Source organism: Sulfitobacter sp. 1A13368 (assembly GCF_043557275.1).
GTDB classification, from domain to species: domain Bacteria; phylum Pseudomonadota; class Alphaproteobacteria; order Rhodobacterales; family Rhodobacteraceae; genus Sulfitobacter; species Sulfitobacter faviae.
The window spans coordinates 134406-157842 of the sequence record NZ_JBIFFR010000007.1 but is presented as its reverse complement, the minus strand read 5'-3'; the positions used below and the strand labels follow the sequence as shown (position 1 = coordinate 157842).

At 63.2% G+C, this 23437-nt stretch carries 23 protein-coding genes; 17 read left to right on the top strand and 6 right to left on the bottom strand.

Annotation, left to right across the window (positions count from 1 at the left end):
- Nucleotides 1-52: 52 nt before the first annotated feature.
- Nucleotides 53-649 carry a shikimate kinase gene (locus tag ACGYK4_RS14790; RefSeq protein WP_394457182.1) on the top strand — a complete coding sequence of 199 codons (597 nt, stop codon included), beginning with the start codon at nucleotides 53-55 and terminating at the stop codon, nucleotides 647-649.
- Nucleotides 642-1748, top strand: coding sequence for a 3-dehydroquinate synthase (gene aroB, locus ACGYK4_RS14785; RefSeq protein WP_394457181.1), 1107 nt, complete (start codon nucleotides 642-644; stop codon nucleotides 1746-1748). Before ACGYK4_RS14790 ends, aroB begins: the two co-directional genes overlap by 8 nt.
- A gap of 346 nt (nucleotides 1749-2094) precedes the next feature.
- Here aroB and ACGYK4_RS14780 read toward each other — a convergent pair whose 3' ends face one another.
- Complete coding sequence (locus ACGYK4_RS14780; protein WP_394431005.1) at nucleotides 2095-2616, bottom strand: single-stranded DNA-binding protein; 522 nt, start codon at nucleotides 2614-2616, stop codon at nucleotides 2095-2097.
- A gap of 280 nt (nucleotides 2617-2896) precedes the next feature.
- Between ACGYK4_RS14780 and ACGYK4_RS14775 the strand changes: the two genes are divergently transcribed.
- Both ACGYK4_RS14775 and ACGYK4_RS14770 read left to right on the top strand, forming a co-directional pair.
- Nucleotides 2897-3442 carry a lytic transglycosylase domain-containing protein gene (locus ACGYK4_RS14775; protein ID WP_394408923.1) on the top strand — a complete coding sequence of 182 codons (546 nt, stop codon included), beginning with the start codon at nucleotides 2897-2899 and terminating at the stop codon, nucleotides 3440-3442.
- Between the two features lie 180 nt (nucleotides 3443-3622).
- Nucleotides 3623-4150, top strand: a complete 528-nt coding sequence (locus ACGYK4_RS14770) for a hypothetical protein (protein WP_394457180.1) — start codon at nucleotides 3623-3625, stop codon at nucleotides 4148-4150.
- Nucleotides 4151-4256: 106 nt separating this feature from the next.
- On the opposite strand, the gene ACGYK4_RS14765 is transcribed toward ACGYK4_RS14770, so the two are convergent.
- The 5 genes from ACGYK4_RS14765 to miaA all read right to left on the bottom strand — a co-directional run bounded on the left by ACGYK4_RS14765 (nucleotide 4257) and on the right by miaA (nucleotide 11057).
- Complete coding sequence (locus ACGYK4_RS14765) at nucleotides 4257-6347, bottom strand: dipeptide ABC transporter ATP-binding protein (protein WP_394457179.1); 2091 nt, start codon at nucleotides 6345-6347, stop codon at nucleotides 4257-4259.
- 64 nt (nucleotides 6348-6411) lie between these two features.
- A complete protein-coding gene (locus ACGYK4_RS14760; protein WP_394457178.1) occupies nucleotides 6412-7878 on the bottom strand; it encodes an ABC transporter permease in 1467 nt (488 codons plus the stop codon).
- 12 nt (nucleotides 7879-7890) lie between these two features.
- Nucleotides 7891-8979, bottom strand: a complete 1089-nt coding sequence (locus ACGYK4_RS14755) for an ABC transporter permease (RefSeq protein WP_209218903.1) — start codon at nucleotides 8977-8979, stop codon at nucleotides 7891-7893.
- Between the two features lie 310 nt (nucleotides 8980-9289).
- Complete coding sequence (locus tag ACGYK4_RS14750) at nucleotides 9290-10066, bottom strand: AraC family transcriptional regulator (RefSeq protein WP_394457177.1); 777 nt, start codon at nucleotides 10064-10066, stop codon at nucleotides 9290-9292.
- Nucleotides 10067-10166: 100 nt separating this feature from the next.
- A complete protein-coding gene (gene miaA, locus ACGYK4_RS14745) occupies nucleotides 10167-11057 on the bottom strand; it encodes a tRNA (adenosine(37)-N6)-dimethylallyltransferase MiaA (RefSeq protein ID WP_394457176.1) in 891 nt (296 codons plus the stop codon).
- Nucleotides 11058-11187: 130 nt separating this feature from the next.
- Here miaA and pyrH point away from each other — a divergent pair, with 130 nt between their 5' ends.
- From pyrH to lpxB, 13 genes are all read left to right on the top strand, one after another.
- Complete coding sequence (pyrH, locus tag ACGYK4_RS14740) at nucleotides 11188-11913, top strand: UMP kinase (RefSeq protein WP_067261559.1); 726 nt, start codon at nucleotides 11188-11190, stop codon at nucleotides 11911-11913.
- Between the two features lie 174 nt (nucleotides 11914-12087).
- Nucleotides 12088-12654: a ribosome recycling factor gene (gene frr / locus ACGYK4_RS14735; RefSeq protein WP_067261561.1), complete on the top strand. Its 567-nt coding sequence runs from the start codon at nucleotides 12088-12090 to the stop codon at nucleotides 12652-12654.
- A 47-nt stretch (nucleotides 12655-12701) separates the two neighbouring features.
- Complete coding sequence (uppS, locus tag ACGYK4_RS14730) at nucleotides 12702-13439, top strand: polyprenyl diphosphate synthase (RefSeq protein ID WP_394457175.1); 738 nt, start codon at nucleotides 12702-12704, stop codon at nucleotides 13437-13439.
- 11 nt (nucleotides 13440-13450) lie between these two features.
- Nucleotides 13451-14242 carry a phosphatidate cytidylyltransferase gene (locus ACGYK4_RS14725; RefSeq protein WP_067261564.1) on the top strand — a complete coding sequence of 264 codons (792 nt, stop codon included), beginning with the start codon at nucleotides 13451-13453 and terminating at the stop codon, nucleotides 14240-14242.
- A gap of 6 nt (nucleotides 14243-14248) precedes the next feature.
- Nucleotides 14249-15424, top strand: coding sequence for a 1-deoxy-D-xylulose-5-phosphate reductoisomerase (dxr, locus tag ACGYK4_RS14720; RefSeq protein ID WP_394457174.1), 1176 nt, complete (start codon nucleotides 14249-14251; stop codon nucleotides 15422-15424).
- 13 nt (nucleotides 15425-15437) lie between these two features.
- Entirely contained in the window at nucleotides 15438-16781 is a 1344-nt protein-coding gene (gene rseP / locus ACGYK4_RS14715) for an RIP metalloprotease RseP (RefSeq protein WP_394457173.1), read from the top strand.
- 135 nt (nucleotides 16782-16916) lie between these two features.
- Nucleotides 16917-17042 carry a hypothetical protein gene (locus tag ACGYK4_RS14710; RefSeq protein WP_269451576.1) on the top strand — a complete coding sequence of 42 codons (126 nt, stop codon included), beginning with the start codon at nucleotides 16917-16919 and terminating at the stop codon, nucleotides 17040-17042.
- A gap of 195 nt (nucleotides 17043-17237) precedes the next feature.
- Nucleotides 17238-19571, top strand: coding sequence for an outer membrane protein assembly factor BamA (gene bamA, locus ACGYK4_RS14705; protein WP_394457171.1), 2334 nt, complete (start codon nucleotides 17238-17240; stop codon nucleotides 19569-19571).
- Nucleotides 19572-19575: 4 nt separating this feature from the next.
- A complete protein-coding gene (locus ACGYK4_RS14700) occupies nucleotides 19576-20160 on the top strand; it encodes an OmpH family outer membrane protein (protein ID WP_394457170.1) in 585 nt (194 codons plus the stop codon).
- A gap of 82 nt (nucleotides 20161-20242) precedes the next feature.
- A complete protein-coding gene (gene fabZ, locus ACGYK4_RS14695; RefSeq protein ID WP_067264885.1) occupies nucleotides 20243-20713 on the top strand; it encodes a 3-hydroxyacyl-ACP dehydratase FabZ in 471 nt (156 codons plus the stop codon).
- Entirely contained in the window at nucleotides 20710-21492 is a 783-nt protein-coding gene (lpxA, locus tag ACGYK4_RS14690; protein ID WP_394457169.1) for an acyl-ACP--UDP-N-acetylglucosamine O-acyltransferase, read from the top strand. The genes fabZ and lpxA overlap by 4 nt, the downstream gene beginning before the upstream one ends.
- Nucleotides 21489-22289: an LpxI family protein gene (locus ACGYK4_RS14685; protein WP_394457167.1), complete on the top strand. Its 801-nt coding sequence runs from the start codon at nucleotides 21489-21491 to the stop codon at nucleotides 22287-22289. The genes lpxA and ACGYK4_RS14685 overlap by 4 nt, the downstream gene beginning before the upstream one ends.
- A complete protein-coding gene (gene lpxB / locus ACGYK4_RS14680; protein WP_394457165.1) occupies nucleotides 22286-23437 on the top strand; it encodes a lipid-A-disaccharide synthase in 1152 nt (383 codons plus the stop codon). The genes ACGYK4_RS14685 and lpxB overlap by 4 nt, the downstream gene beginning before the upstream one ends.

The following is a 23437-nucleotide window of genomic DNA, read 5'->3' as shown; positions in this document are numbered from 1 at the left end:
TTTGCCAAACTATATATGGCCTTTTCGGCAAGATCACGTCATTCAGAGAAAAATGAGCGGAATTAAGCACAGCATCACCGATGGCGAAGAAACGCCGCCCCGCTACCGTCTGAACAAGACGGTGGCGCTGGTTGGCATGATGGGCGCGGGCAAGACGGCGGTGGGGCGTGCGGTCTCGGCCAAACTGGGCGCGCCCTTTCTGGACAGCGATGCGGAAATCGAAGCGGCGGCCAATCTCAGCGTGCCTGAGATTTTTACCCGCGACGGGGAGCCGTTCTTTCGCAAACGCGAGACCGAGGTGATCGCGCGGCTTTTGGCCGAGGAACGTTGCATCCTGTCGACCGGTGGTGGTGCCTTTCTGGCCGAGGTGAACCGCGACAATATCGCGGCTTACGGTGTGGCGCTTTGGCTCGATGCGGATTTGGACTTGCTGTGGAACCGGGTGCGCTACAAGGACAGCCGTCCGCTGCTACGCACGGCTGATCCCAAGGCCACGCTGGCCGCGCTTTATCGCGACCGGGTGCCGCTTTACCGGTTGGCGGATCTTTCGGTGCGCTGCGACCCGCGCCTGTCGATTGACGCCATGGCCAACCGGGTGGTCGACAAGCTGCTGACAAGGCCCGATGTTTTGGAGAGATTGGATGCGTGAGACGGTTTCCGTCGCCCTGCCGGGGCGCGAGTATGACGTGGTTATCGGGGCGGGCTTGCTGGGGGATGCCGGCGCGCTGATCGCGCCGCTGCTGCGCCGCAAGCGGGTGGCCGTCATCACCGAAAGCCGCGTCGCTGCATTGCATCTGCAATCCCTGCGGGGGGGGTTGGCGGCCGAGGGCATCGCGATGTCTGCACTGGAACTCGCCCCCGGCGAGGGGACCAAGGATTGGGCCAATCTTCAGCGCTGCGTGGACTGGCTGCTTGATGAGCGGGTGGAGCGCGGCGATATCGTCGTGGCCTTTGGCGGCGGGGTGATCGGTGATCTGGTGGGTTTCGCCGCCGCCGTGCTGCGGCGCGGGGTGCGTTTTGTGCAGATCCCTACCTCTCTTTTGGCGCAGGTCGACAGTTCGGTGGGCGGTAAGACCGGGATCAACGCGCGCCAAGGCAAGAACCTGATCGGGGCCTTCCACCAGCCCAGCCTCGTGCTGGCGGATACCGAGGTGTTGGGCACCATGCCCGAACGGGATTTCCTCGCCGGTTACGGCGAGGTGGTAAAATACGGGCTGCTTGGCGATGCGGCGTTCTTTGACTGGCTGGAGGCGCAGGGCCCGGCCCTCGCGGCGGGCGATATGGCCGCCCGGATCGAAGCGGTGCGCCGGTCGGTTCAGATGAAAGCCCATATCGTGGAGCGCGACGAGACCGAGCAGGGCGACCGTGCGCTTTTGAACCTTGGCCATACATTCGGCCATGCGCTTGAGGCCGCGACGGGCTATTCCGACCGGCTGCTGCATGGCGAAGGGGTGGCGATTGGCTGTGCGTTGGCCTTTGAGCTTTCCGCCCGGCTGGGGCTTTGCCCGCAGGAAGACCCAAGCCGTCTGCGCGCCCATTTGGTTCAAATGGGCATGAAGACCGACCTGCGCGACATTCCCGGTGATCTGCCTGAAGCCGAGGAACTGCTACGGCTTATGGGGCAGGACAAAAAGGTGGTCGATGGCCGTTTGCGCTTTGTTCTGGCACGCGGCATCGGGCAGGCCTTTGCGGGGGCCGAGGTGGAGAACGCCGAGGTGCTTGGGCTGCTGCGGGATGCGCTCGGCTGAAGCCCCACGGCTACGGCTTCGCGTAAAGGGCCATCGCCTGCAGTTAAAATTCGGGCTAGGTAATTTTCGGATCAGTTGGCCTGAGACGTGTCTCTGCGCGAGGCTGCTGTCTAGCCGAGGGCCATCGCCTGCCCGCGGGTCGGCGATCCAACCTCGCTTCGTGCCACTTTATGCCTCAACCGTGATGTGCGTTCGCAAAGTCGCGGCTAACCTCACCAAATCGCCTACCCGGTGGGGCGGGCAGGCGATGGCCCGGCGCCTTCGGCTTGATTCCGGGCTGGGTGGTAATCTTGAGCCGTCGCTCAAGGCGGGCAGGGCGCTCCAGCGCCCGACCCAATAGTCTAAATCAGAACGGGATCTCATCATCGAGGTCACGGCTGCCGCCGCCGCCACCGCCGCCCGAAGAGGACGGGCCGCTGTCATAGCCGCCGCCGTAGTCGTTGCCGCCACCGCCGTAGCCGCCACCGCCGCCACCACCGTAGCCGCCGCCACCACCGCCGCCGCCGGAGCCGCCGCCGGGACCGTCGAGCATGGTCAGCGTGCCGCCGAAGCCTTGCAGCACGACTTCGGTGCTATAGCGGTCTGCGCCGGATTGGTCCTGCCATTTGCGGGTTTGCAACTGGCCTTCGATATACACTTTGGAGCCCTTCTTGAGGTACTGCTCGGCGATGCGAACGAGCCCCTCTTGGAAGATCGCCACCGAATGCCATTCGGTCTTCTCGCGACGCTCACCGGTGTTGCGGTCTTTCCATGTCTCCGAGGTGGCGATGCGCAGGTTGCACACTTTGCCGCCGTTCTGGAACGACCGCACCTCGGGGTCGCGCCCGAGGTTGCCGATAAGGATCACTTTGTTCACTGAGCCGGCCATCTTGCCCCCTCGTTTGTCATTGCTGTGTCATTGCGTCGGGCGCGAATCCGAGCGCGCCCAATTCGGCTGTTTATATCGTGCTTGTTCGCCGGATGACACCGGCTTTCCATCCCGCAGCCCATCGCCACGGCCCGCGAAATGGCCGGGATTTCGGGGGCTGGTAGAAGGGGCGCATTTAAGTATACTGCGCGCAATGCAACGGCAGGGGGCAGATATGCGAAAGACGGGACTTTTGGCCGGTCTGGCCGCGGTGAGTTTGACGGTAGCCGGGATCATCGCGATGGGGGCAGTACCAGCGGCTGCCGATATGTTCGCCAGCAAGAACCGCGCGGGGCTCTTCGCCTCGCAGAAAAGCATCCTCGATAATCGGGCATCCAAACAATATTCCGCCTCCGTGCGGCTGCAACCGCCCAAGGTCGTCACCCCGACGAAATGGGATGTGCCGAAATACAACGGGTCTTACAAAGGGGCCTTTCTGACCCATGCCCGCGCCGCGGCCACGCGCCATGGCATCCCGGTCGATCTGTTTTTGCGGCTGGTGCAGCAGGAAAGCGGCTGGAACCCCAAGGCGCTGTCGCACAAGGGGGCGATGGGGCTGGCGCAACTGATGCCGCAGACCGCGAGGGCGCTGCGTGTCGATCCCGCCGATCCGGTGCAAAACCTCGAAGGCGGGGCGCGTTACCTCAAGATGCAGTACCGCGCTTTCGGCAGTTGGGAGCTGGCGCTGGCCGCCTATAACGCGGGGCCGGGGGCGGTGAAGAAATACGGGGGCATCCCGCCCTACAAGGAAACCCGCAATTACGTTAAAGTGATCACGGGCAGTTAAGTCATTGATATTTATGGGCTGGGAGCTGCGCTTGGGCGTTTGTTCGCCTATTTGCACCCCCGCAAGCCTGTCTGGCATCGGCCCCCTCGGGAACCGTCGGGGCAATCGTGGTGTTCTCTGATCAGAAACTTTGCAGCGGGGCATTCTCGCCGCAGAGAGGAAAGATCAAAGGAGAACGACATGCTGACGAATATGAAAAACATCGCCCTTGCCGCTGGTGTAAGCGTTATCGCGCTGAGCGGCTCTGCCTTCGCCGATGACAAGATCATGGTCTCGAAAATCGACGTCGAATCCTCTGTCGCCGCCGCGGCTGACAGCAATGCCATGGATTTCTATCCTGATCTGGAAGAAGACCTGCGCGCCGAAGTGGCAGAGCGCGTGCCGATGAGCAGCGATGGGTCCGATCCGCAGATCAAGATCGACATCCGCAAAATCTCTCTGAACGGCGCGACAATGCTGCCCGACAGCAAGGAATTCAACGAGTTGGAAGGCGTTGTTGATATCACAAGCCCCACCGGCGACAACGCGGGCCTGAGCTTCCCGGTCATGATTTCGGCCTATAGCGGCGATGAGATCGCGCCCGAAGGCTATGTCAACGTGGAGCCGTCCGAAACTGAATTCTACGTGGCGCTCGTCTCTACCTTCGCTGACGTTGTCGCCGAAGGTCTGGCCAATGTGAACACTGCCGGTTCGCCTGTTGATCCCTAAATCCGGGTCTGATTTGGCCGTGCAGGCCGGATCATCATAACCTCAGGCCGTTCCCCCTTAGATAGCCTGAGGCATGAGGCGTGGTTCTTCGGAACCGCGCCTTTTTTCATTCCGCCGCTGTGCCTGTCTCAATCACCGGCTCCATCTCGGCGAATTGCTGGGCCGAGAGGTGGCATTTGATCTGATGCCCATCGGCCATGGTCACCATCGGCGGCACCTCGCGTTCGCAAAGATCACCCGGCACCTGCGACTTCCACCGGCAGCGCGTCTGGAAGGGGCAGCCCGGGGGTGGATTCATCGCCGAGGGCACGTCGCCTTCCAGCACGATGTGTTTCTTTTTCACCTTGGTATCGGCAATCGGCACCGCGCTTAGCAGCGCTTCGGTATAGGGGTGATAGGGCGGGGCGAAAACCTGATCGGTGTCGCCCAGTTCGACCACATGGCCCAGATACATCACCATCACCCGGTCCGAGAGATAGCGCACGATAGAAAGGTCGTGGGAGATGAACAAAAGCGTCGTCTTCTGCTCGCGTTGGATCTCCATCAGCAGGTCGGTGACGGCGGCCTGCACGCTCACGTCGAGGGCCGAGACCGGCTCATCCGCCACCACGATCCGCGCATCCCCGGCAAAGGCGCGGGCGATGCCGACGCGTTGCTTTTGCCCGCCCGAGAGTTGGCGCGGCATCCGGCCTGCGAATTCGCGGGGGAGCTTAACCAGATCGAGCAGTTCGAGCATGCGCTGGCGGCGCTCTTTTTCATTCTTGCCGATGCGGAAAATCTCCAAGGCGCGGATGATCTGCCGCCCCACGGTCATCGAGGGGTTGAGCGTGTCAAAGGGGTTTTGGAACACCATCTGCACATCGGCCACGTTCTTGGTCGTGCGGTCATCAATCGGCACGCCGCCGATGTCCCGCCCGTCGAGGTAGATATGCCCCTCGGTCGCCGTCTCTAGCCCCATCAGCACCTTGGCGAATGTGGACTTGCCGCAGCCCGACTCGCCCACGATGGCGAGGGTTTCACTTTCATGGGCCTCGAAGCTGAGGGTTTCATTGGCTTTGACCACTTTGGTATTGCCGCCGCCGAACATGGCATTGGCCGCGACTTGGTAGTATTTCTTGAGCTTGTCCATTTTGAGGACGACCTCACCGACATCGCTCTTTTCCTTGACCTCGGCCAGCTCCAAGGGCGCTTGCCAGTCGATCTCTTGAAACCGAATGCAGCGGGTCTCATGCCGGTCGTTGCCGGGCACGCTCTCCATCGGGATCGGCGCGGCGTCGCAGCGGCCGGGGACGAAATAGTCGCAGCGCGGGCCGAAGTTGCAGCCCGGCGGGCGTTCGTGGGGCAGGGGGAAATTGCCCGGGATGGCCTTCAGGGGCCGCGCGTTTTTGTCGGCCCCCGGCAGCGGGATCGAGCGGAACAGCGCCTGCGTATAGGGGTGCTGCATCTCGTCGAAGACATCGTGAATCGAGCCTTTCTCGACCGCCTCGCCCGAATACATCACGCAAATACGGTCGCAGGTTTCCAGCACCAGCCCGAGGTTGTGGGAGATAAACAGCATCGAAGTGCCGTATTTCTTGCCCAGATCCTTCACCAGCTCCACCACCGCGGCCTCGACGGTCACGTCGAGCGCGGTGGTCGGCTCATCAAGGATCAAGAGCGAGGGTTCGGACATCAGCGCCATGGCGATGACGATACGCTGCTGTTGGCCGCCTGATAGCTGGTGCGGATAGGCCTTCAGGATGCGCTCGGGGTCCGGCAGCTTTACGTCCGTGACCACTTGCAGGGCCCGTGCATAGGCTTCCTTCTCGGACATGCCGGCGTGGATCATCGGCACTTCCATCAGCTGCTTGCCGATCCGCATGGCGGGGTTCAGGCTCGCCATCGGCTCTTGATAGATCATGGCGATTTCGCTGCCGCGAATGTCGCGCAGCTCTTCGGGGCTCATCTCGCTCAGGTCGCGGCCTTTGAACTTGATGGAGCCGCCGACGATCCGGCCATTGCGACCCAGATCCTGCATCACGCCCAGCGCCACGGTGGATTTGCCGCAGCCGCTTTCGCCCACCAGCCCCACGGCCTCTCCGGGTTGGACGTTCACGGAGAAATCCATCACGGCGGGAATCTCTCGCAAACGGGTGAAGAACGAGATCGACAGGTTGTTGATCTCAAGAATGGGACCGTCGTAATCAGTCTTGGGCATTTGGCTCTCCCAGTCGGGGGATCAAAAGGGGCCGGGAGGGCTGGCCCCCCCCGGAGGATGTTTCTTAGTCGCGCAGAGATTCTTCGCGCAGGCCATCGGCCAAGAGGTTCAGACCTAGCACGAGGCTAAGCAGCGCCAGCGCAGGCGCGATGGCGGCATGCGGGTAGAGCGACAGCAGGCGGCGGCCCGCGTTGATCGTGCTGCCCCAATCGGGGCTCTCGCTCTCCAGCCCGAGGCCGAAGAAGCCCAGCGTGCCCAGAAGGATCGTGGTATAACCGATGCGCAGGCAGAAATCGACGATCAGCGGCCCGCGCGCATTGGGCAGGATTTCCCACAGCATGATATACCACGGGCCTTCGCCGCGGGTCTGTGCGGCGGCGACGTAGTCGCGGGTTTTGATGTCGAGCGCCAAGCCGCGCACGATGCGGAACACCGTGGGCGAGTTCACGAAGACCACCGAGACAAAGACCACCAGCACGCCGGGGTCGATGTCAAAGAGGTCGATCATGCTGGGAAGGCCCGGAATGCGGTAGCTGTCCGTCGCCACGATCGCCCCGTCGGTGGAGACCAGCGACAGGTAGAGCCAGCCGACCACCCCCAGCACCACGATCAGGAGCGGCGTGCGGAACGAAGGTTGCGTGTAGTAGCGCGCGTTCAACAGCACGGCGAGGAAGATCAGCGGGAAGACAAATAGGAAGACCGCCATGTAGTTCGGGATGCCGGTCAGCACGATCTCGGGCGTGACCAGAAGGTAGAACAGCAGGATCACCGGGAAGGCGAGGATCAGGTTTGCCAGAAAGCTCAGCACAGTATCCAACCGCCCGCCATAGTAGCCCGCAGGCAGGCCCAGCGTGATCCCCACCATAAAGGCGAAGAGCGTCGCCATCGGCGCGATCTGCACCACGACCCAAGACCCTTTGATCAGCCGGGAAAAGACATCGCGGGCAAGGTTATCACCGCCCAGAAGGAACCAAGGGTATTCGCCTTCATCCGGGCTGCGCAGGGGCGTGCCGGGCAGTTTGTTCTTCATCCCCGAGGTCTGGCTGAGGCTGTCATGCGTCACCAACAGGTCGAACAGCCCGCCGAAGATACCGGTGTAGACCCAGAACATGACGATGGCGAAACCGATCATGCCGACGGTGCTGTCGAAAAGCTTGCCGTAAAGGCCGAGCCGCCGTTTGAAGTGGATAGAGAGCGCGAAGGTCAGGATCAGCGCGATCCACACGGGCAGCATCTGCTGCGACATGCCGCCGATGATGCCCGCCTGCGGCCCCATGAAGGCGCCTGCGATAATATAGATCAGCAGGACGAGGATCAGGAGCGCAAAAAGCAGGATCACCGCCCGGTTCACCCCGCCCGCTAGCCCGCCTTGCCGGGCGACGGTGCCGTCCGGGTTGATCTGCCGTGCCTCACTGGCGGGAAAGAAGGAAACGATGATCTGCACCGCCACGGCCAAGGCCAGAAGCACCGCGAGACCGAGGAAGATGATGTTGAGCCCCGCAAGCGACCCGGTCCATGTCAAAGGTTCCATGTCCAAGCTCCCTTAAGAAATGCGAATGCGCGGGTTGAGGAAAACATAGCCGATGTCAGAGATTAGCTGCGTCACGAGGACGACGATCACCGACACGACCGAGACCGCCAGCAGCAGTTCGATGTCGTTATTGGCCGCCGCCTGCACCAGCAGCCAGCCGAAGCCCTTGTAGTTAAACAGGGTCTCGACGATCACCACGCCGTTCAAGAGCCACGGGATTTGCAGCATGATGACGGTGAAGGGCGCAATGAGCGCGTTGCGCAGCGCGTGTTTCAGCACGATCTCTGAGAATTTCACGCCCTTAAGCCTTGCGGTGCGGATATATTGCGCGGTCATCACCTCGGTCATCGAGGCCCGTGTCATCCGCGCGATATAGCCCATGCCGTAGAGCGAGATGGTCAGCACCGGCAGGAAGAAGTTCCAGAAGTTCGCATCCTTCATGGCAGAGGTGGCCGAGCCCAGAAACAGTGTTTTGCTGTCGATCCAGCCCCATTCGGCCAAAAGCGGCGACAGGCCAAAGCGTGAGGAGGCGAGCACCGCGATGAAGATCACCCCCGAGACATATTCAGGCGTCGCCGTGGTGGCGATCGAGAAGGTGGAGAGCGAGCGGTCGAGCTTGGAGCCTTCGCGCATCCCCGCCAGCACGCCGACGATCAGCGCCGAGGGGACCATCAGCACCAGCACCCAGAACATCAGCTTGCCGGTAAGTGCCAGACGGGTGAGCACCGTCTCGCCCACGGGTTCTTTGAAGACGGTCGAGAAACCCCAATCGCCTTGCAGGATGCCGCAGCGGGTGGGGCGCTCTTCCACCGGGGTGCCGGGGGCGAAACAGCGGCCAAAGGTTTCCTCGGGCGTCTCGCCTTCGGTCACCCAGCCGGGCAGCACGCCCAGCCATTCGCCGAACTTGTCGACCGTGGGTTGCAGATAGCCGCGGTCTTCGAGGTAGCTGGCCACGGCCTCGTCCGACATGCGGAAGTTGCCTTGGGTCTTGGCGAGTTTTTCGAGGTTCGGATAGAGATTGGTCAGCCAGAAAACGATGAACGTCAGGCAAAGCGCCGTCAGCAACATCACACCCAGCCGGCGCAAAATGAATAGTCCCATGTGGTCCCCTGTAGCAGGGTCGGGCGGTGACTTGGCCCGACGATGCGGCCTTTTGGCCTTTTTAATTCGTGCGGCGCCTTGGGGGGCGCCGGTTCTGTGCGTGGCAGGTTTCTCCGCCTTGTGGCGCTGGGGTGCCGAAGACCTTTTGGCGGTCTTTCTGGCAGCCTGATCGTGTCGATTGCCCCGCCCCTTTGCGGAGCGGTTCAGCCATGAGGCACGGAAATCACCCGCGCGTCAACATTCGGCTGAGGAGTTTGGAGGAGTTTTTGCGACATCCTGAGGGTCTGAATGCGACATTTCGGTCCGGCTCTCAGCGCAGTTTGCTGGGGGGCAGGCCGCTGTGCTGTTGCATGAAACGGGTGAAATAGGCGGCAGAGCCGAAGCCCAAGGTGGCGGCGATCTCGGCAGCGGTGTGATCGGTCTCGGCCAACAGGCGACGGGCGGCATGGCAACTGCGCTCGGTCAGAAGGTCAGCCGCGGATTTGCCGGTGGCCGCCTTCACGGCGCGGGTCAGATGGGTTGGGGTCACGCCAAGAGCTGCGGCGTGTTCGGCCATGCTGGTGCCCTTGGGGGCGCCTTGAGTGACCAAGGCGCAGAACCGCGCGCTCAGCCTGTCGCCTGCCTTGGGCCGGGGGGCGGTATGGGCCTCCGCCATGATCTGGCGGCGCAGCCAGACCGACATCAGCGCCACTTGCGCTTTGAGCGCATCTTGGTGCAGGGGGCGGGCCTGTTGGACCTCCCGTTGGGTCTGTTCGATGAGGGTTGCGATCTCCGATTGCGCGGCCCCATCGCGGATCCGCAATTGGCGCGGGCTCTCGGGCATGCGTTCGTCGCTGTCTTCGGGGATCAGCACCGCATGGCCCAGACATTGATAGCCCAGCTCCAGCGCGAAGAGCGACCGCGCCGGTATCCAAAGCGCATTATGCGGGCTGATGCCGCGGCGTTGGCCGTCGAGCAGCAGCCGCCCTTGGCCCCGGGTGATCCAGATCAAAAGATGGTGGTAGCGGTCGTGCGCGAGGGTCAGCCGCCAGTCTTGCCCCGCTGAAAGCTGGGCCAAGGTCTGGGTCTGAATCTCTGTCTCGGGCACACGACGCTTTCGTTGAGAAATGGAAACCTTACAAGGGCAATCTTCAACGTCAGGCTAGCGGAGGGTTGGGATAACGCAAGAAATTCCGCCCGCTCGGCGGCTATTCCGGCGTGACCCGCTGCCAATCTGTCATCTTACTGCGCATCCAAGTGCGCTGCCGTTTGGCGAAACGGCGGGTGGCGACCACGGCAGCCTCGCGGGCGCGGTGCAGCGGCCAGTCGCCGTCAAGGTGGCGGATCAGTTCCGGCACGCCGATGGCGCGATGGGCGGGCAGCGATGGGTCATAGCGCGGGCGAAGGGCGGCGACTTCTTCCAAGGCACCTTGCTCTAGCATCAAGTCAAACCGCTGCGCGATCCGCGCGTTCAACCAGTCCCGCTCAACATCAAAAACGACCGGCAGACAATCCGCGAGCGGCAAAAGCGGTGCGCCGGTGTCGCGCTGCCAGTCCGACAGGCCGCGCCCGGTGGCCTGCCACACTTCCCAAGCGCGCTGCACCCGCGCGCGGTTGCGCTGGTCGAGGCCTGCGGCGGTCTCGGCATCCAGCCCGGCCAACAGGTCTTCGAGCGCCATCTCGTCGCCTTGGGCGCGTACCTCTACCGGGGTGGCCGGAATCTCGGCCAGCCCCTGCGTCAGGGCAGAGAAGTAGAGCCCGGTGCCCCCGGTGATGATTACCCGCTGGTCGCCGCCCAGCAGCGGGGCCACCTCGCGCAGCCAATGGCCGGTGGAATAGGGCGCATCTTCGGCCAGATGACCATAAAGCAGATGCGGCGCGCGGGCCTCTTCCTCGGGCGAGGGGCGGGCGCTGATGATGCGCAGGGGGGCGTAGACCTGACTGGCATCGGCGTTGACGATCACGCCGCCCTGCGCCTCGGCAATGGCGAGGGCAAGGGCGGATTTGCCACTGGCAGTCGGCCCGGCGATCAACACCGGCCGTTCGGGCGGTAAGTCTTGCAACAGGGCGTCCATCTGGGCATTGGGAATATCCGGCATTTCTTTGCGTCTTCCTTACGTCCCGCATTGAACCTTGGGCGTATTTGCGACATTTTGGCGCGAAATGAAAACCCTTCACCGCCGCAAGGCTTAAATCTCCCCCGGTTGGTGAAATAGTAAGGTGTGCCCGATGTCCCAAGACACCCCCCAAGTCTCCTTTAACCGCGTGATGCTAAAGATTTCCGGGGAGGCGCTGATGGGTGACCTCGGCTATGGTCTGCATCCGCCAACCGTCGAACGCATCGCCCGTGAGGTGCAATCGGTGCACAGCCTCGGCGTCGAGATCTGCATGGTGATCGGCGGCGGCAACATCTTCCGCGGGCTGCAAGGCTCGGCGCAGGGGATGGAGCGGACCACGGCGGACTACATGGGGATGCTCGCCACCGTGATGAACGCGCTGGCGATGCAATCGGCGCTCGAAGGCTTGGGCATCCACACCCGCGTGATCAGCGCCATCACCATGAACGAAGTGGCCGAGCCCTATATCCGCCGCCGCGCCGTGCGCCACCTTGAGAAGAAGCGGGTCTGCATTTTTGCCGCGGGCACCGGCAACCCCTATTTCACCACCGACACCGCCGCGACCCTGCGCGCCAATGAGATGTCCTGCGAGGCGATCTTCAAGGGCACCAAGGTCGATGGTGTTTATGACAAGGACCCGGCCAAGTTCGACGATGCGAAACGCTATGATCTGGTGAGCTATGACGACGTGCTGCAAAAGCGGCTGGGGGTGATGGACGCCTCTGCCATCGCGCTGGCGCGGGACAACAACCTGCCGATTATCGTCTTCTCGCTGGATGAGCCGGGCGGCTTCCAAGGCATCTTGGCGGGGCAGGGCACCTATACCCGCGTCGGATAAATCCGGCCTGCATTCCAAGGCATCGCCCCACGGCGGGGCGATTGACCTGATGCCGCGCGCGTCTCTCACAACAGGGGCGCGGGGCGCGTATGGTGGCGCAACAATGGGCAGTTGTGAAAGCGCCGCGCCACCGTTAGAAAGCCGTAACGCAAGGAAACAACAAGCAGGCTCGCCATGTCAGACGAATTTATGCTCGATACCGATGATCTTGAACGGCGGATGAACGGCGCGATTGCGTCGCTTCGGACCGAGTTCGCATCGCTGCGCACGGGGCGTGGCTCGGCCTCCATGCTGGAGCCGGTGATGGTCGAGGCTTACGGCCAGATGACCCCGGTGAACCAAGTCGGCACCGTCAACGTGCCAGAGCCGCGCATGGTCACGATCAACGTCTGGGACAAGGGTCTCGTTGGCAAGGTTGAGAAGGCCATCCGCGAAAGCGGACTGGGCATCAACCCGCAGCTGAACGGCACCATCATCATGCTGCCGATCCCCGAGCTGAACGAAGAGCGCCGCACCCAGTTGACCAAGGTCGCGGGCCAATACGCCGAACACGCGCGCGTCTCGATCCGCAACATCCGCCGCGACGGGATGGACCAGATCAAGAAAGCCAAGAACGACGGCGCCATGTCCGAGGACGACCAGAAAATCTGGGAAGGCGAAGTGCAGGATCTGACCAACCGTTTCATCACGCTCATCGATGAACAGCTTGAGACGAAACAGGCCGAAATCATGCAAGTCTGACCCCGCCAAGACGCAGGGAGACAGAACTTGAAAGAAAAGGTCGAGACATGAGCACCGCCGAAATTCAGCCCCAAACGATACCCGGCGGGCCACGCCATGTGGCGATCATCATGGACGGCAATGGCCGTTGGGCCACCCAACGCGGGCGGCCCCGGCTTTTTGGGCATCACGCAGGCGCCAAACGCGTGCGCGAGATCGTCGAATGCTGCCCCGATGTGGGGGTGGAGTATCTGACGATCTTTGCCTTCTCGACCGAGAATTGGAAGCGCACGCAGGTCGAAGTGGCGGGGCTTATGTCTCTGTTTCGGCGCTATATTTCAAAGGAAATGCGTAGCCTTAGCGACTATGGCGCGCGGGTGCGGTTCATTGGGGATCGCGACCGGCTGGATGACAAGCTGATCAAGCTCATGGGAGAGCTTGAGGCCCATACCGCCCATAACACCCGCATCAATCTAACCATCGCGCTCAATTATGGCGGCCGCGATGAGGTGGCCCGCGCCACGCACCGCTTGGCGCAAGATGTGGCCAGCGGCAAACTTGACCCCGATAGCGTGGACGAAGAGACCCTGCCGCGCTACCTCGATACCCATGTGCTGCCCGACCCCGATCTGGTGATCCGCACCAGCGGCGAGGCGCGGATTTCGAACTTTCTGCTGTGGCAGTCGGCCTATGCGGAATATGAGTTCATCGACACGCTGTGGCCGGATTTCACCCGCGACGAATTCGCCCGGCTCTGCGCCGCCTATGGCGGGCGTGACAGGCGGTTCGGTGCGGTCAAGACCTGAGGAGAGCTGCGATGAAATCACCTGAACAATGGTCCGACCTACGCGCCCGCATGCTGTCGGCCAGCGCGATGATCTTGATCGGTCTGTTGGGCATCTGGTTGGGCGGCACCGTCTTTCATCTGCTGGTGGCGCTGATCTGCGGCATGATGGTCTGGGAATTGGTCGGCATGCTGCGCGGGCAGGGGCAGGCGGCGGCTTGGCAATTGGGGCTGGTGACCGCGGCGGCGGTGCTGGCATCGGTCTATCTGCCGGTGGGCTTTGGCCTGCCGCTTTTGCTGGCCCCGGCGCTGGCGGGCTTCGCGCTATTGAGCGCCAATCGCACGCTTTACATGAGTTTCACCGCGCTAATCCTGCTGGCGGGCTTTGGTCTGATCCAGCTGCGCGATGACATGGGCTTTGGCTGGTTGATGTGGCTGGTGCTGGTGGTCGTGGTGACCGATGTGGTGGGCTATTTCGCAGGCCGCGCCATCGGCGGGCCAAAGTTCTGGCCCAAGGTCAGCCCCAAGAAGACATGGTCCGGCACCGCTTCGGGCTGGGTTGGGGCGGCTGTTGTCGGGCTGATTTTCTCGTTCAACACGGGCTTTGGCCTGCAACTTGTCGGCATCTCGGTGGCGCTGTCGATGGCCTCTCAGATGGGCGATATGGCGGAGTCGGGCATGAAGCGAAAGATGGGCGTCAAGGACAGCTCGGCGCTGATCCCCGGTCATGGCGGTCTGTTGGACCGTTTTGACGGGATGCTCGGCGCTGCCGTCTTCTTGCTGATCGTCGGGCCGCTGATCGGTTTCCCGCCGGGTGTGAACTGACCCGCTATGCCGCGCAAGATTTCGATACTGGGGGCGACCGGGTCCATCGGTCAGAACACGATTGACCTGATCCGCCGCGCGCCCGACGCCTATGAGGTCGTGGCCCTGACCGGCGCGGGCAATATCGCGCAATTGGCCAAGGATGCCATTGCGCTGAAGGCGGATGTGGCCATCACCGCCCGCGAAGACCTGCTGGATGATCTGCGCGATGCGCTCAGCGGCAGCGGGGTCGAAGCCGCAGCGGGGGCCGAGGCCATCACCGAGGCCGCCTCGCGCCCGGCGGATTGGACCATGTCGGCGATCATCGGCGCGGCGGGGCTGGCACCGGGGCTGGCGGCGCTGCGCCAAGGTGGCACGCTGGCACTGGCCAACAAGGAATCGTTGGTCTGCGCCGGGGCGTTGATCATGGGCGAGGCCGCGCGCCACGGCGCGACGATCCTGCCCGTCGACAGTGAACATTCCGCCGTGTTTCAGGCGCTGGTCGGCGAAGACATGGCCGCGGTTGAGCGTGTCATCATCACCGCCAGCGGCGGCGCGTTTCGCGATTGGCCGCTGGAAGACCTCGCCAACGCGACGCTCGACCAAGCCTCAAGCCATCCCAATTGGGACATGGGGCAGCGCATCACCATCGACTCGGCTTCGATGTTTAACAAGGCGATGGAAGTCATTGAAACGCGTGAGTTTTTCGGCGTCTCCCCCGAGGCGATCGAGGTGCTGGTGCATCCGCAGTCGATGATCCATGCGCTGGTGGGCTTTTGCGACGGTGGCTTGATGGCCCATGTCGGCCCCGCGGATATGCGCCATGCCATCGGCTATGCGCTGCACCACCCCGCGCGCGGGCATCTCCCGGTCGAGCGGTTGGACCTGACCAAGATTGGACGTTTCGATTTCACCGCCCCCGATGACGCCCGCTGGCCCGCGCTGCGGCTGGCGCGGGACGTCATGGCAGCGGGCGGTCTGATGGGCGCGGTCTTTAACGCGGCCAAGGAAGTGGCGCTTGACGGGTTCATCGACGGGCGGCTGCGCTTTACGCAGATGGCCGAGATCGTCGAAGAGGTGTTGGAGCGCCGCGCCGAAGAGGCCGCGCAGGGCCGCGACGACATGACACTTGAACTGGTGGCACAGGCGGACCATCTCGCACGCAAGGCGGCAGAGGCCGCAATTCAGAAAAGGGCAGGGTAGCACGTTGGACATCATGGGATTTTTGCCGGAGTTCGGCGGGCTGATCTGGACGATACTGGCCTTTGTCGTGGCGCTGTCGGTGATCGTGGCGATCCACGAATACGGGCATTACATCGTTGGCCGTTGGACCGGGATCAAGGCGGATGTCTTCAGTCTCGGCTTCGGCCCGGTGCTCTTTTCCCGCGTCGACAAACGCGGCACGCGCTGGCAGTTCGCGCTGCTGCCCTTTGGCGGCTATGTGAAATTCGCAGGCGACTCCAACGCGGCCTCCGGCAAGGATGAGACCGCGATGGAAGCGCTCGCCGATGACCCCGAGGCGCTGCGCCACACGATGCACGGCGCGCCGCTCTATGCCCGCGCGCTGACCGTGGCGGCGGGGCCGGTGTTCAACTTTGCCCTGTCGATCATCATTTTCTTTGCCGTGGCGATGACGGCGGGCACCGCCCGTGATCCGCTGACGGTGGGCGAGCTGCGCGCGCTGCCGAGTGATGCCTATGAGTTGGCTCCGGGCGATATTCTGCGCGCGGTCGAAGGCACCCCGGTGCCCTCGCTCTCTGCCGGGGAAGGCTATAGCGATTTCCTGACCAACCTGCCGCAGGAAGCGGTGCTGAGCTATGACATCACCCGCGATGGCGAAGAGCTGACCGTGCCCGGCCCCTATCTGATGCCGGCGCTGGTCAGCAATGTCGCCCCGCAATCGGCGGCGCAAGAGGCCGGTCTGCGCAGTGGCGATGTGATCACCGCGGTGAATGGGCAAGAGATCGTGGCCTTCGGGGAATTGAAAGAGGTGGTCGAAGCCTCCGAAGGGGCCCCGCAGGAGTTGACCGTCTGGCGCGATGGCGAGACTCTGCCTTTCACTCTTGTCCCCAAAGCCACGGATGAGCCGCAGCCCGATGGCAGTTTCAAACAGAACCTGCGCATTGGCATCGTCGGCGGCATGGCTTTTGTGCCTGCCACCGACACCCCCGGCGTGGGCGAGGCGCTCGGCACCGGCTTGGGCAACACTTGGCGCATCATCACCGGGTCGATCTCGGGCCTGCGTGAGATGATTGTGGGCAATATCAGTACCTGCAATCTCAGCGGCCCGGTGGGGATCGCTCAGACCTCGGGCGCGATGGCCAGCCAAGGGGCGCAGTCCTTCATCTATTTCATCGCGGTGCTGAGCACGGCGGTCGGTCTGCTGAACCTCTTCCCGATCCCGGCCTTGGACGGCGGGCATCTGGTGTTCTACGCCTATGAGGCGGTGACCGGCAAACCGCCCAGCGATGGCGCGCTGCGCTTTTTGATGAGCATTGGCATCGCCTTGGTGCTGACCCTGATGCTCTTTGCGCTCGGCAACGATCTGTTCTGCCCCTAAACGGCGCGGCGACAGCGAAAGAGAGCCTGCGCCTTGCCCCCGGGGCAGGGCGCAATGCCTTCAAATGGCCACAATTGAACAAAATCGTGCCGCAATCCTTGGCTATGGTTCCCCTTCATCGAGAAGGAACCGAAAATGCACGTCTTGCAAGGAACATACCGCGGCCTGAGCCTGCTTTTGGACCTGAATTGGGACCGTGCGTTCTTTGGCGCGGCCATTGCCGCCGCGCTTTCTGCCGGGGCCTTTGTCGCCTCTCTCTGACAGCCGCCCCGCACCCCGAAGGGGCGCATTTGCACGTTATCGGCTCATGATGTCATTCCGGCCCAAGATGCCGCATGATATGGACTATTTTTCCCGCCGTTGCTTTTGACAAACCCCGTTAACCTGCGTAGTCAGGTTGACAACAATGTCGTAAAAAAACGGGTCGGTGTAATGGGACTGAGGAACGAGGGCAGAATGCCCGTCGAATGGGCGCAGCGCAGCAATGTCGGCAAGACCCTTCGGGGGGCATCGCTTTGTGTCATGTTGTCCGTCGCGTGGCTCGTGCCCGGCAGCCAAGCGCAGGCGCAGCAATATCAGTTCAACACAGTCGTCATCGACGGCAATGAGCGGATCGGCGACAGCGCGATCCTGCGCCGCGTGGGCATCGGGCGCGGGCAGCCGGTGACGGGCGGCCAGTTGAACGACGCCTATCAGAACCTGCAAAATTCGGGTCTATTCGAATCCGTCTCGCTTGAGCCGCAGGGCGGTACGCTGGTGATCACGGTGGTCGAACTGCCGACGCTGAACCGCGTCAGCTTTGAAGGCAACCGCCGCATCAAGGATGAAATGCTGGCCGAACTCATCGGCTCGACCGAACGGCGGGTGTTCAACCCCAGCCAAGCCGAGCAAGACGCCGCCGCCATCGCCGAGGCTTATAGCAACGAGGGGCGCCTGTCGGCCCGCGTGCAGCCGCGCATCATCCGCCGCGACCAGAACCGCGTCGATCTGGTGTTCGAGATTTTCGAAGGCGACAATGTCGAGATCGAGCGTCTGAGCTTTGTCGGCAACCGCGTCTATTCCGACCGCCGCCTGCGCCGCGTTCTGGGCACCAAACAGGCCGGTCTGTTCCGCCGTTTGGTCAAACGCGACACCTATGTCGAAGGCCGCGTCGAGGCCGACAAACAGTTGCTGCGGGATTTCTACCTGTCGCGCGGCTATGTCGACATGCGCACCGAGGCGGTGAATGCCGAGTTGACCGAAGAGCGTGATGGCGTCTTTGTGGCCTATAACATCACCGAGGGGCAGCAGTTCCGTTTCGGCGAGGTGTCGGTCGAGTCCGAAGTGCCCGGTCTGAACGCCGCCGTGTACCGCGACCTGCTCAAGATCCGCCCCGGCGTGATCTACTCCCCAACCCTGATCGAGAATGACATCGCCCGGATCGAGCGCCAAGCGATCCGTGATGGCGTCGATTTCCTGCGGGTCGAGCCGGTGATCGACCGCAATGACCGCGATCTGTCGCTCAACGTGACCTACAAACTCTCCCGTGGGGAGCGTATCTTTGTTGAGCGGATCGACATCGAAGGCAACACCACCACGCTCGACCGTGTGATCCGGCGCGAATTCGACAGCGTTGAGGGGGACCCCTTCAACCCACGCGAAATCCGCCAAGCGGCGGAACGCATCCGCGCGTTGCAGTATTTCGAGACGGCAGAGGTCAACGCCCGCCAAGGCTCCAGCCCCGAGCAGGTCGTGATCGACGTGGATGTGGAAGAGAAGCCCACAGGCTCTCTGAACTTCGGCGGCTCCTTCTCGAACAACGACGGTTTCGGTGTGGCGGTCAGCTTCCAAGAGGAAAACTTCCTCGGGCGCGGGCAGCGGCTGAACCTGTCGATCTCCACCGCCGAGGATGCCACCCGCTATGGCGTGACCTTTGTCGAGCCGCGCTTCCTTGGCCGCGACGTGGCGTTAGGCCTCAAGCTGGACTATGCCGAGACCAACTCCTCCTACACCAGCTATGACACCGAACGTCTGGTCTTCCAGCCCAGCCTGACCTTCCCGGTCAGCGAGAATGGCCGTCTGTCGACGCGCTATACCCTCGAAGGGATCGAGATGCTGGAGCGGGACGACGAAGACAACAGCGCCACCATCGCGAATGAAATCGCCGAGGGCGCGCTCTTCTCCTCCTCGGTCGGCTATACCTATACATATGACACCCGCCGCAGCGGGCTGGACCCGACGCAGGGCGTTCTGTTCGAGTTCGGGCAGGACTTCGCCGGGCTGGGCGGGGACAACGAATATATCAAGACAACGGCCAAGATCGCGGGCGAAAAGCGCATCTTTAACGAGGAAGTCACCCTGCGTGCCACGCTCGAAGGTGGTGCGCTGTCTTGGAACAGCGGCACCAACCGCGCGGTGGACCGCTTCATCCTTGGCCCATCCATCATGCGCGGCTTTGAGCCGGGCGGCATCGGGCCGCGCGACCAGAGCAATGGTGTGGACGACGCGCTTGGCGGCAACCTCTTTGCCGTTGCCCGTTTCGAGGCGGAGTTCCCGCTCGGTCTGCCTGAGGAATATGGCATCACCGGCGGCGTCTTCTATGACGTGGGCAACCTGTGGGACCTGAGCGATGTCGACACCAGCGGCGGCACCATCGTCGGCGAAAGCGGTTCGTTCCGTCATGTGATCGGCTTCTCGGTCTTCTGGGACACGCCGCTTGGCCCGCTCCAGTTCAACGTCTCCGACGCGCTGAAGAAAGAGAGCTTTGACAAAGAGCAAAGCTTTGAGGTCACCCTACGGACCACGTTCTAAACCCATGCGCCGCGCCTTCATCCCCTTGGTGATGATGCTGGCCGGGGTCACCCCCGGCCTTGCGCAGCAGGCGCCTGCGGCGGAACCTCAGACAAATACAGCCGCCCCCACGGGGGGCGGTGTGATCAGCCCAGTGCTGACCATCGACTCCGAACGGCTGTTCCGTGACAGCGCCTTTGGCGAGCGTGTCAGCCGCGAGATCGAAGCCCAGAGCGAGCAATTGGCCACGGAGAACCGTGAGATCGAAGCGGCGCTTGAGGCGGAAGAACGCGAGCTCACCGAAAAACGATCCCAACTGAAACCGGCCCAGTTCCGGCTTTTGGCCGATGCCTTTGACGAGAAGGTGCAGCGCACAAGGGCAGAGCAGGCGGCAAAGAACCGGGCGCTGAGCGAGGCGCTGGACCTTGAGCGCGAGCGGTTTCTGGCCGCTGCGGCTCCGGTGCTTGAGCAGTTGATGCGCAATTCCGATGCAGCGGTCATTCTGGAACGGCGGCGTGTCTTCGTCTCTTCCTCCGCGATCGAGGTCACGGATGAGGCGATCGCGCTTCTCAACGAGACGATCGGCAGCGGGCTGACGGACGCCGAGTAGGCGCTCTGCGCTGCCGGGATGCTTGCCCCTAGCCGCCCGAATTGGTAGCCCTTCGGCAACCTTCTGAGACAAAGGACAGTCCATGACCGAAGAGCTGCTGCGCGCCGATATCCAAATGATCCAGCGCATCCTGCCGCACCGCTATCCCTTTTTGCTGGTCGACAAGGTCGAAGAGATCGCGGGCACCGAGAGTGCTGTCGGCTACAAGAACGTCACCATGAACGAGCCGCATTTCCAGGGCCATTTTCCCGGCACGCCGATCATGCCGGGCGTGACGATTGTGGAGGCAATGGCCCAGACTGCGGGTGTGATGGTGGGCACGGCCCTCGGCATGCAGGACCGCGACATGCTGATCTATTTCATGTCCATCGACAAATGTAAGTTCCGCCGCAAGGTTGGCCCCGGCGATGTGCTGCGGATGGACCTCAAGACCCTGCGCGGCAAGCCGGGTGCGAAGATTTGGAAGTTCGGCGGCGTGGCCACCGTGGAGGGCGAAATGGCCGCCGAGGCCGAGTTCATGGCGATGTTGGATCTCCCGCAGGACGCGGCATGAGCAATATCCACCCCAGTGCCGTGATCGAAGAGGGCGCGCAGATTGACCCTTCGGCGCGCGTCGGCCCCTTCTGCGTGGTCGGGCCCGAGGTCGTGCTGAAGGCGGATGTGGAATTGAAATCCCATGTCGTCGTCACCGGCCGGACCGAGGTCGGCGCGGGCACGGTGATCTTCTCTTTCGCGGTGATCGGTGAGATTCCGCAGGATCTGAAGTTCAAGGGCGAAGCCAGCCGTCTGGTCATCGGGGAGCGGAACCGCATCCGCGAACATGTCACCATGAACTGCGGCACCGAAGGTGGCGGCGGGGTGACCCGCGTCGGCGATGACGGGCTCTTCATGGCCGGCTGCCACATCGCTCATGACGCTGTGGTTGGCAATCGCGTGATCGTGGTGAACAACGCCGCCGTCGCCGGGCATTGCGTGCTCGAAGATGACGTGATTATCGGCGGGCTGTCTGGCATTCATCAATGGGTGCGCATTGGGCAGGGCGCGATCATCGGCGCGGTGACCATGGTGACGAATGACGTGATCCCCTACGGCCTTGTGCAAGCGCCGCGCGGTGATCTCGACGGGCTGAACCTCGTCGGCCTGAAACGCGCGGGCGTGGCGCGCAGCGACATCACGGCGCTCAGGGCCGCGTTCCAGATGCTGGCGCAGGGCGAGGGGACATTCTCGGACCGGGCGCGGCGTTTGGGGGACGAGACCCAAAGCGAGTACGTTCGCCAGATCGTCGATTTCGTCATGGCCGACACGGGCCGCCATTTCCTGACGCCGAAATGAGCCTTGCGCTGATCGCCGGGCGCGGCGGCCTGCCCGCACGGGTGGCGGCGGCGCAGGACGTGCCGCCTTTGGTCTGCGCCTATGAGGGCTGCGCGCCCGATGGGCTGAAGGCCGATCTGACCTTTCGGTTGGAGACTTTGGGCAGCCTGCTTGCGCATCTTCTGGGCCTTGGCATCCGCGAGGTTTGCCTCTGCGGTGCGATTGATCGCCCCACGCTCGATCCTGCCAAGCTCGACATGCGCACTGCACCTCTCGTGCCGCAGTTCAAGGCCGCCCTTGCGGCGGGCGACAATGGCGCGCTTGAGGTGATCAAGACGATCTTCGAAGATCACGGCCTGCGGGTGGTCGGGGCCGATGAACTCGTCCCAGACCTGCTGGCCGACAGCGGTGTGCTGTCCCGCGAGCGGCCCGACGATCAGATGCGCCGGGATGCGGCGCGCGGCGCGGCAGTGCTGGACGGGTTGGCCAGCTTGGACATCGGGCAGGCCTGCGTGATCGGGCGCGAACAGGTCTATGGGGTCGAGACCATTGGGGGCACGGATCACCTGCTCGCAACCCTGCCAGAAGCGGTACAGGGCGCGCGCGCAGTGCTTTGCAAAGGCCCGAAAACCGGCCAAATCCGTGAGATCGACCTGCCGACCATCGGTCCCGACACGCTGCGCGCCGCCCATGCGGCGGGGCTGGCGGGCGTGGTGGTCAAGGCGGGCGGCGTGATGTTGCTGGAGCGTGACGCCTGCGTGGCGCTGGCCGATGAATTGGGATTGGTGCTTTGGGTCCGAGAGGGGGACGCGGGATGAAGGTGTTCATTCTGGCAGGCGAGCCTTCGGGCGACCGGTTGGGCGGCGCGCTCATGGCCGGGTTGAAAGAACTCTGCCCCGAGGTGACATTCGACGGCATCGGCGGGCCGCAGATGATGGCTGAGGGGCTGGAAAGCCGCTTTAATATGGATGAACTCAGCGTCATGGGGCTGGCCGAGATCCTGCCGAAATACCGCGCATTGATGGCCCGGATCAACGAGACGGCGCAGGCCGTTGTCGATACCAAACCGGATGTGCTCATCACCATCGACAGCCCCGATTTCTCACTGCGCGTGGCGCGTAAGGTGAAAGAGAAATCCGACATCAGAACAGTGCATTACGTGGCCCCAACCGTCTGGGCATGGCGCCCCGGCAGGGCCGAGAAGATGGCCCGTTCCGTCGATCACGTCCTCGCCCTGTTCCCCTTCGAGCCGCCCTATATGGAAGCGGCGGGCATGGCCTGTGATTTCGTCGGCCACCCGGTGGTGGCCGAGCCTGTAGCCGATGACGCCGCCGCGGCGTCGTTCCGCGCCGAAAACCGGCTTGCCGACGCACCCTTGCTGTTGGCTTTGCCCGGTTCGCGCCGGGGCGAGGTTACGCGGCTGGCCCCCGTATTCCAGCAGGTCGTCGCCCGATTGGTGGAGGCCGAGCCTTCTCTGCGCGTCGTGGTGCCTGCGGCGAGCCCCGTGGCGGCCTTGGTCAAACAGGTCACGCGCAACTGGGCGGGCAGCCCGCTGGTGCTGGACCCGCGCGACCAAAGTGCCGAGGCTTTCACCGCCAGCAAACGCGCCGCCTTCCGCGCAGCGGATGTGGCGCTGGCCGCCTCGGGCACCGTGTCGCTAGAGCTTGCCGCGGTGAACACGCCGATGGTCATCGCCTATGACATGAATTGGATCAGCCGCCAGATCATCGGGCGGATGCTGCGGGTGGATACGGTGACGCTGGTCAACCTCGTTTCGGAAACCCGCGTGGTGCCGGAGTTCATCGGCGCGAACTGCCGCCCCGGCCCGATCGCCGAAGGTGTCTTGCAAGTGCTGCGCGCGCCCGGCGCCCAGAAGGACGCCATGGCGCTGACGATGGCGCGTCTGGGGCAGGGGGGTGAGGCACCCGGCCTGCGCGCCGCGCGGGCGGTGCTGGCGCGGCTTTAA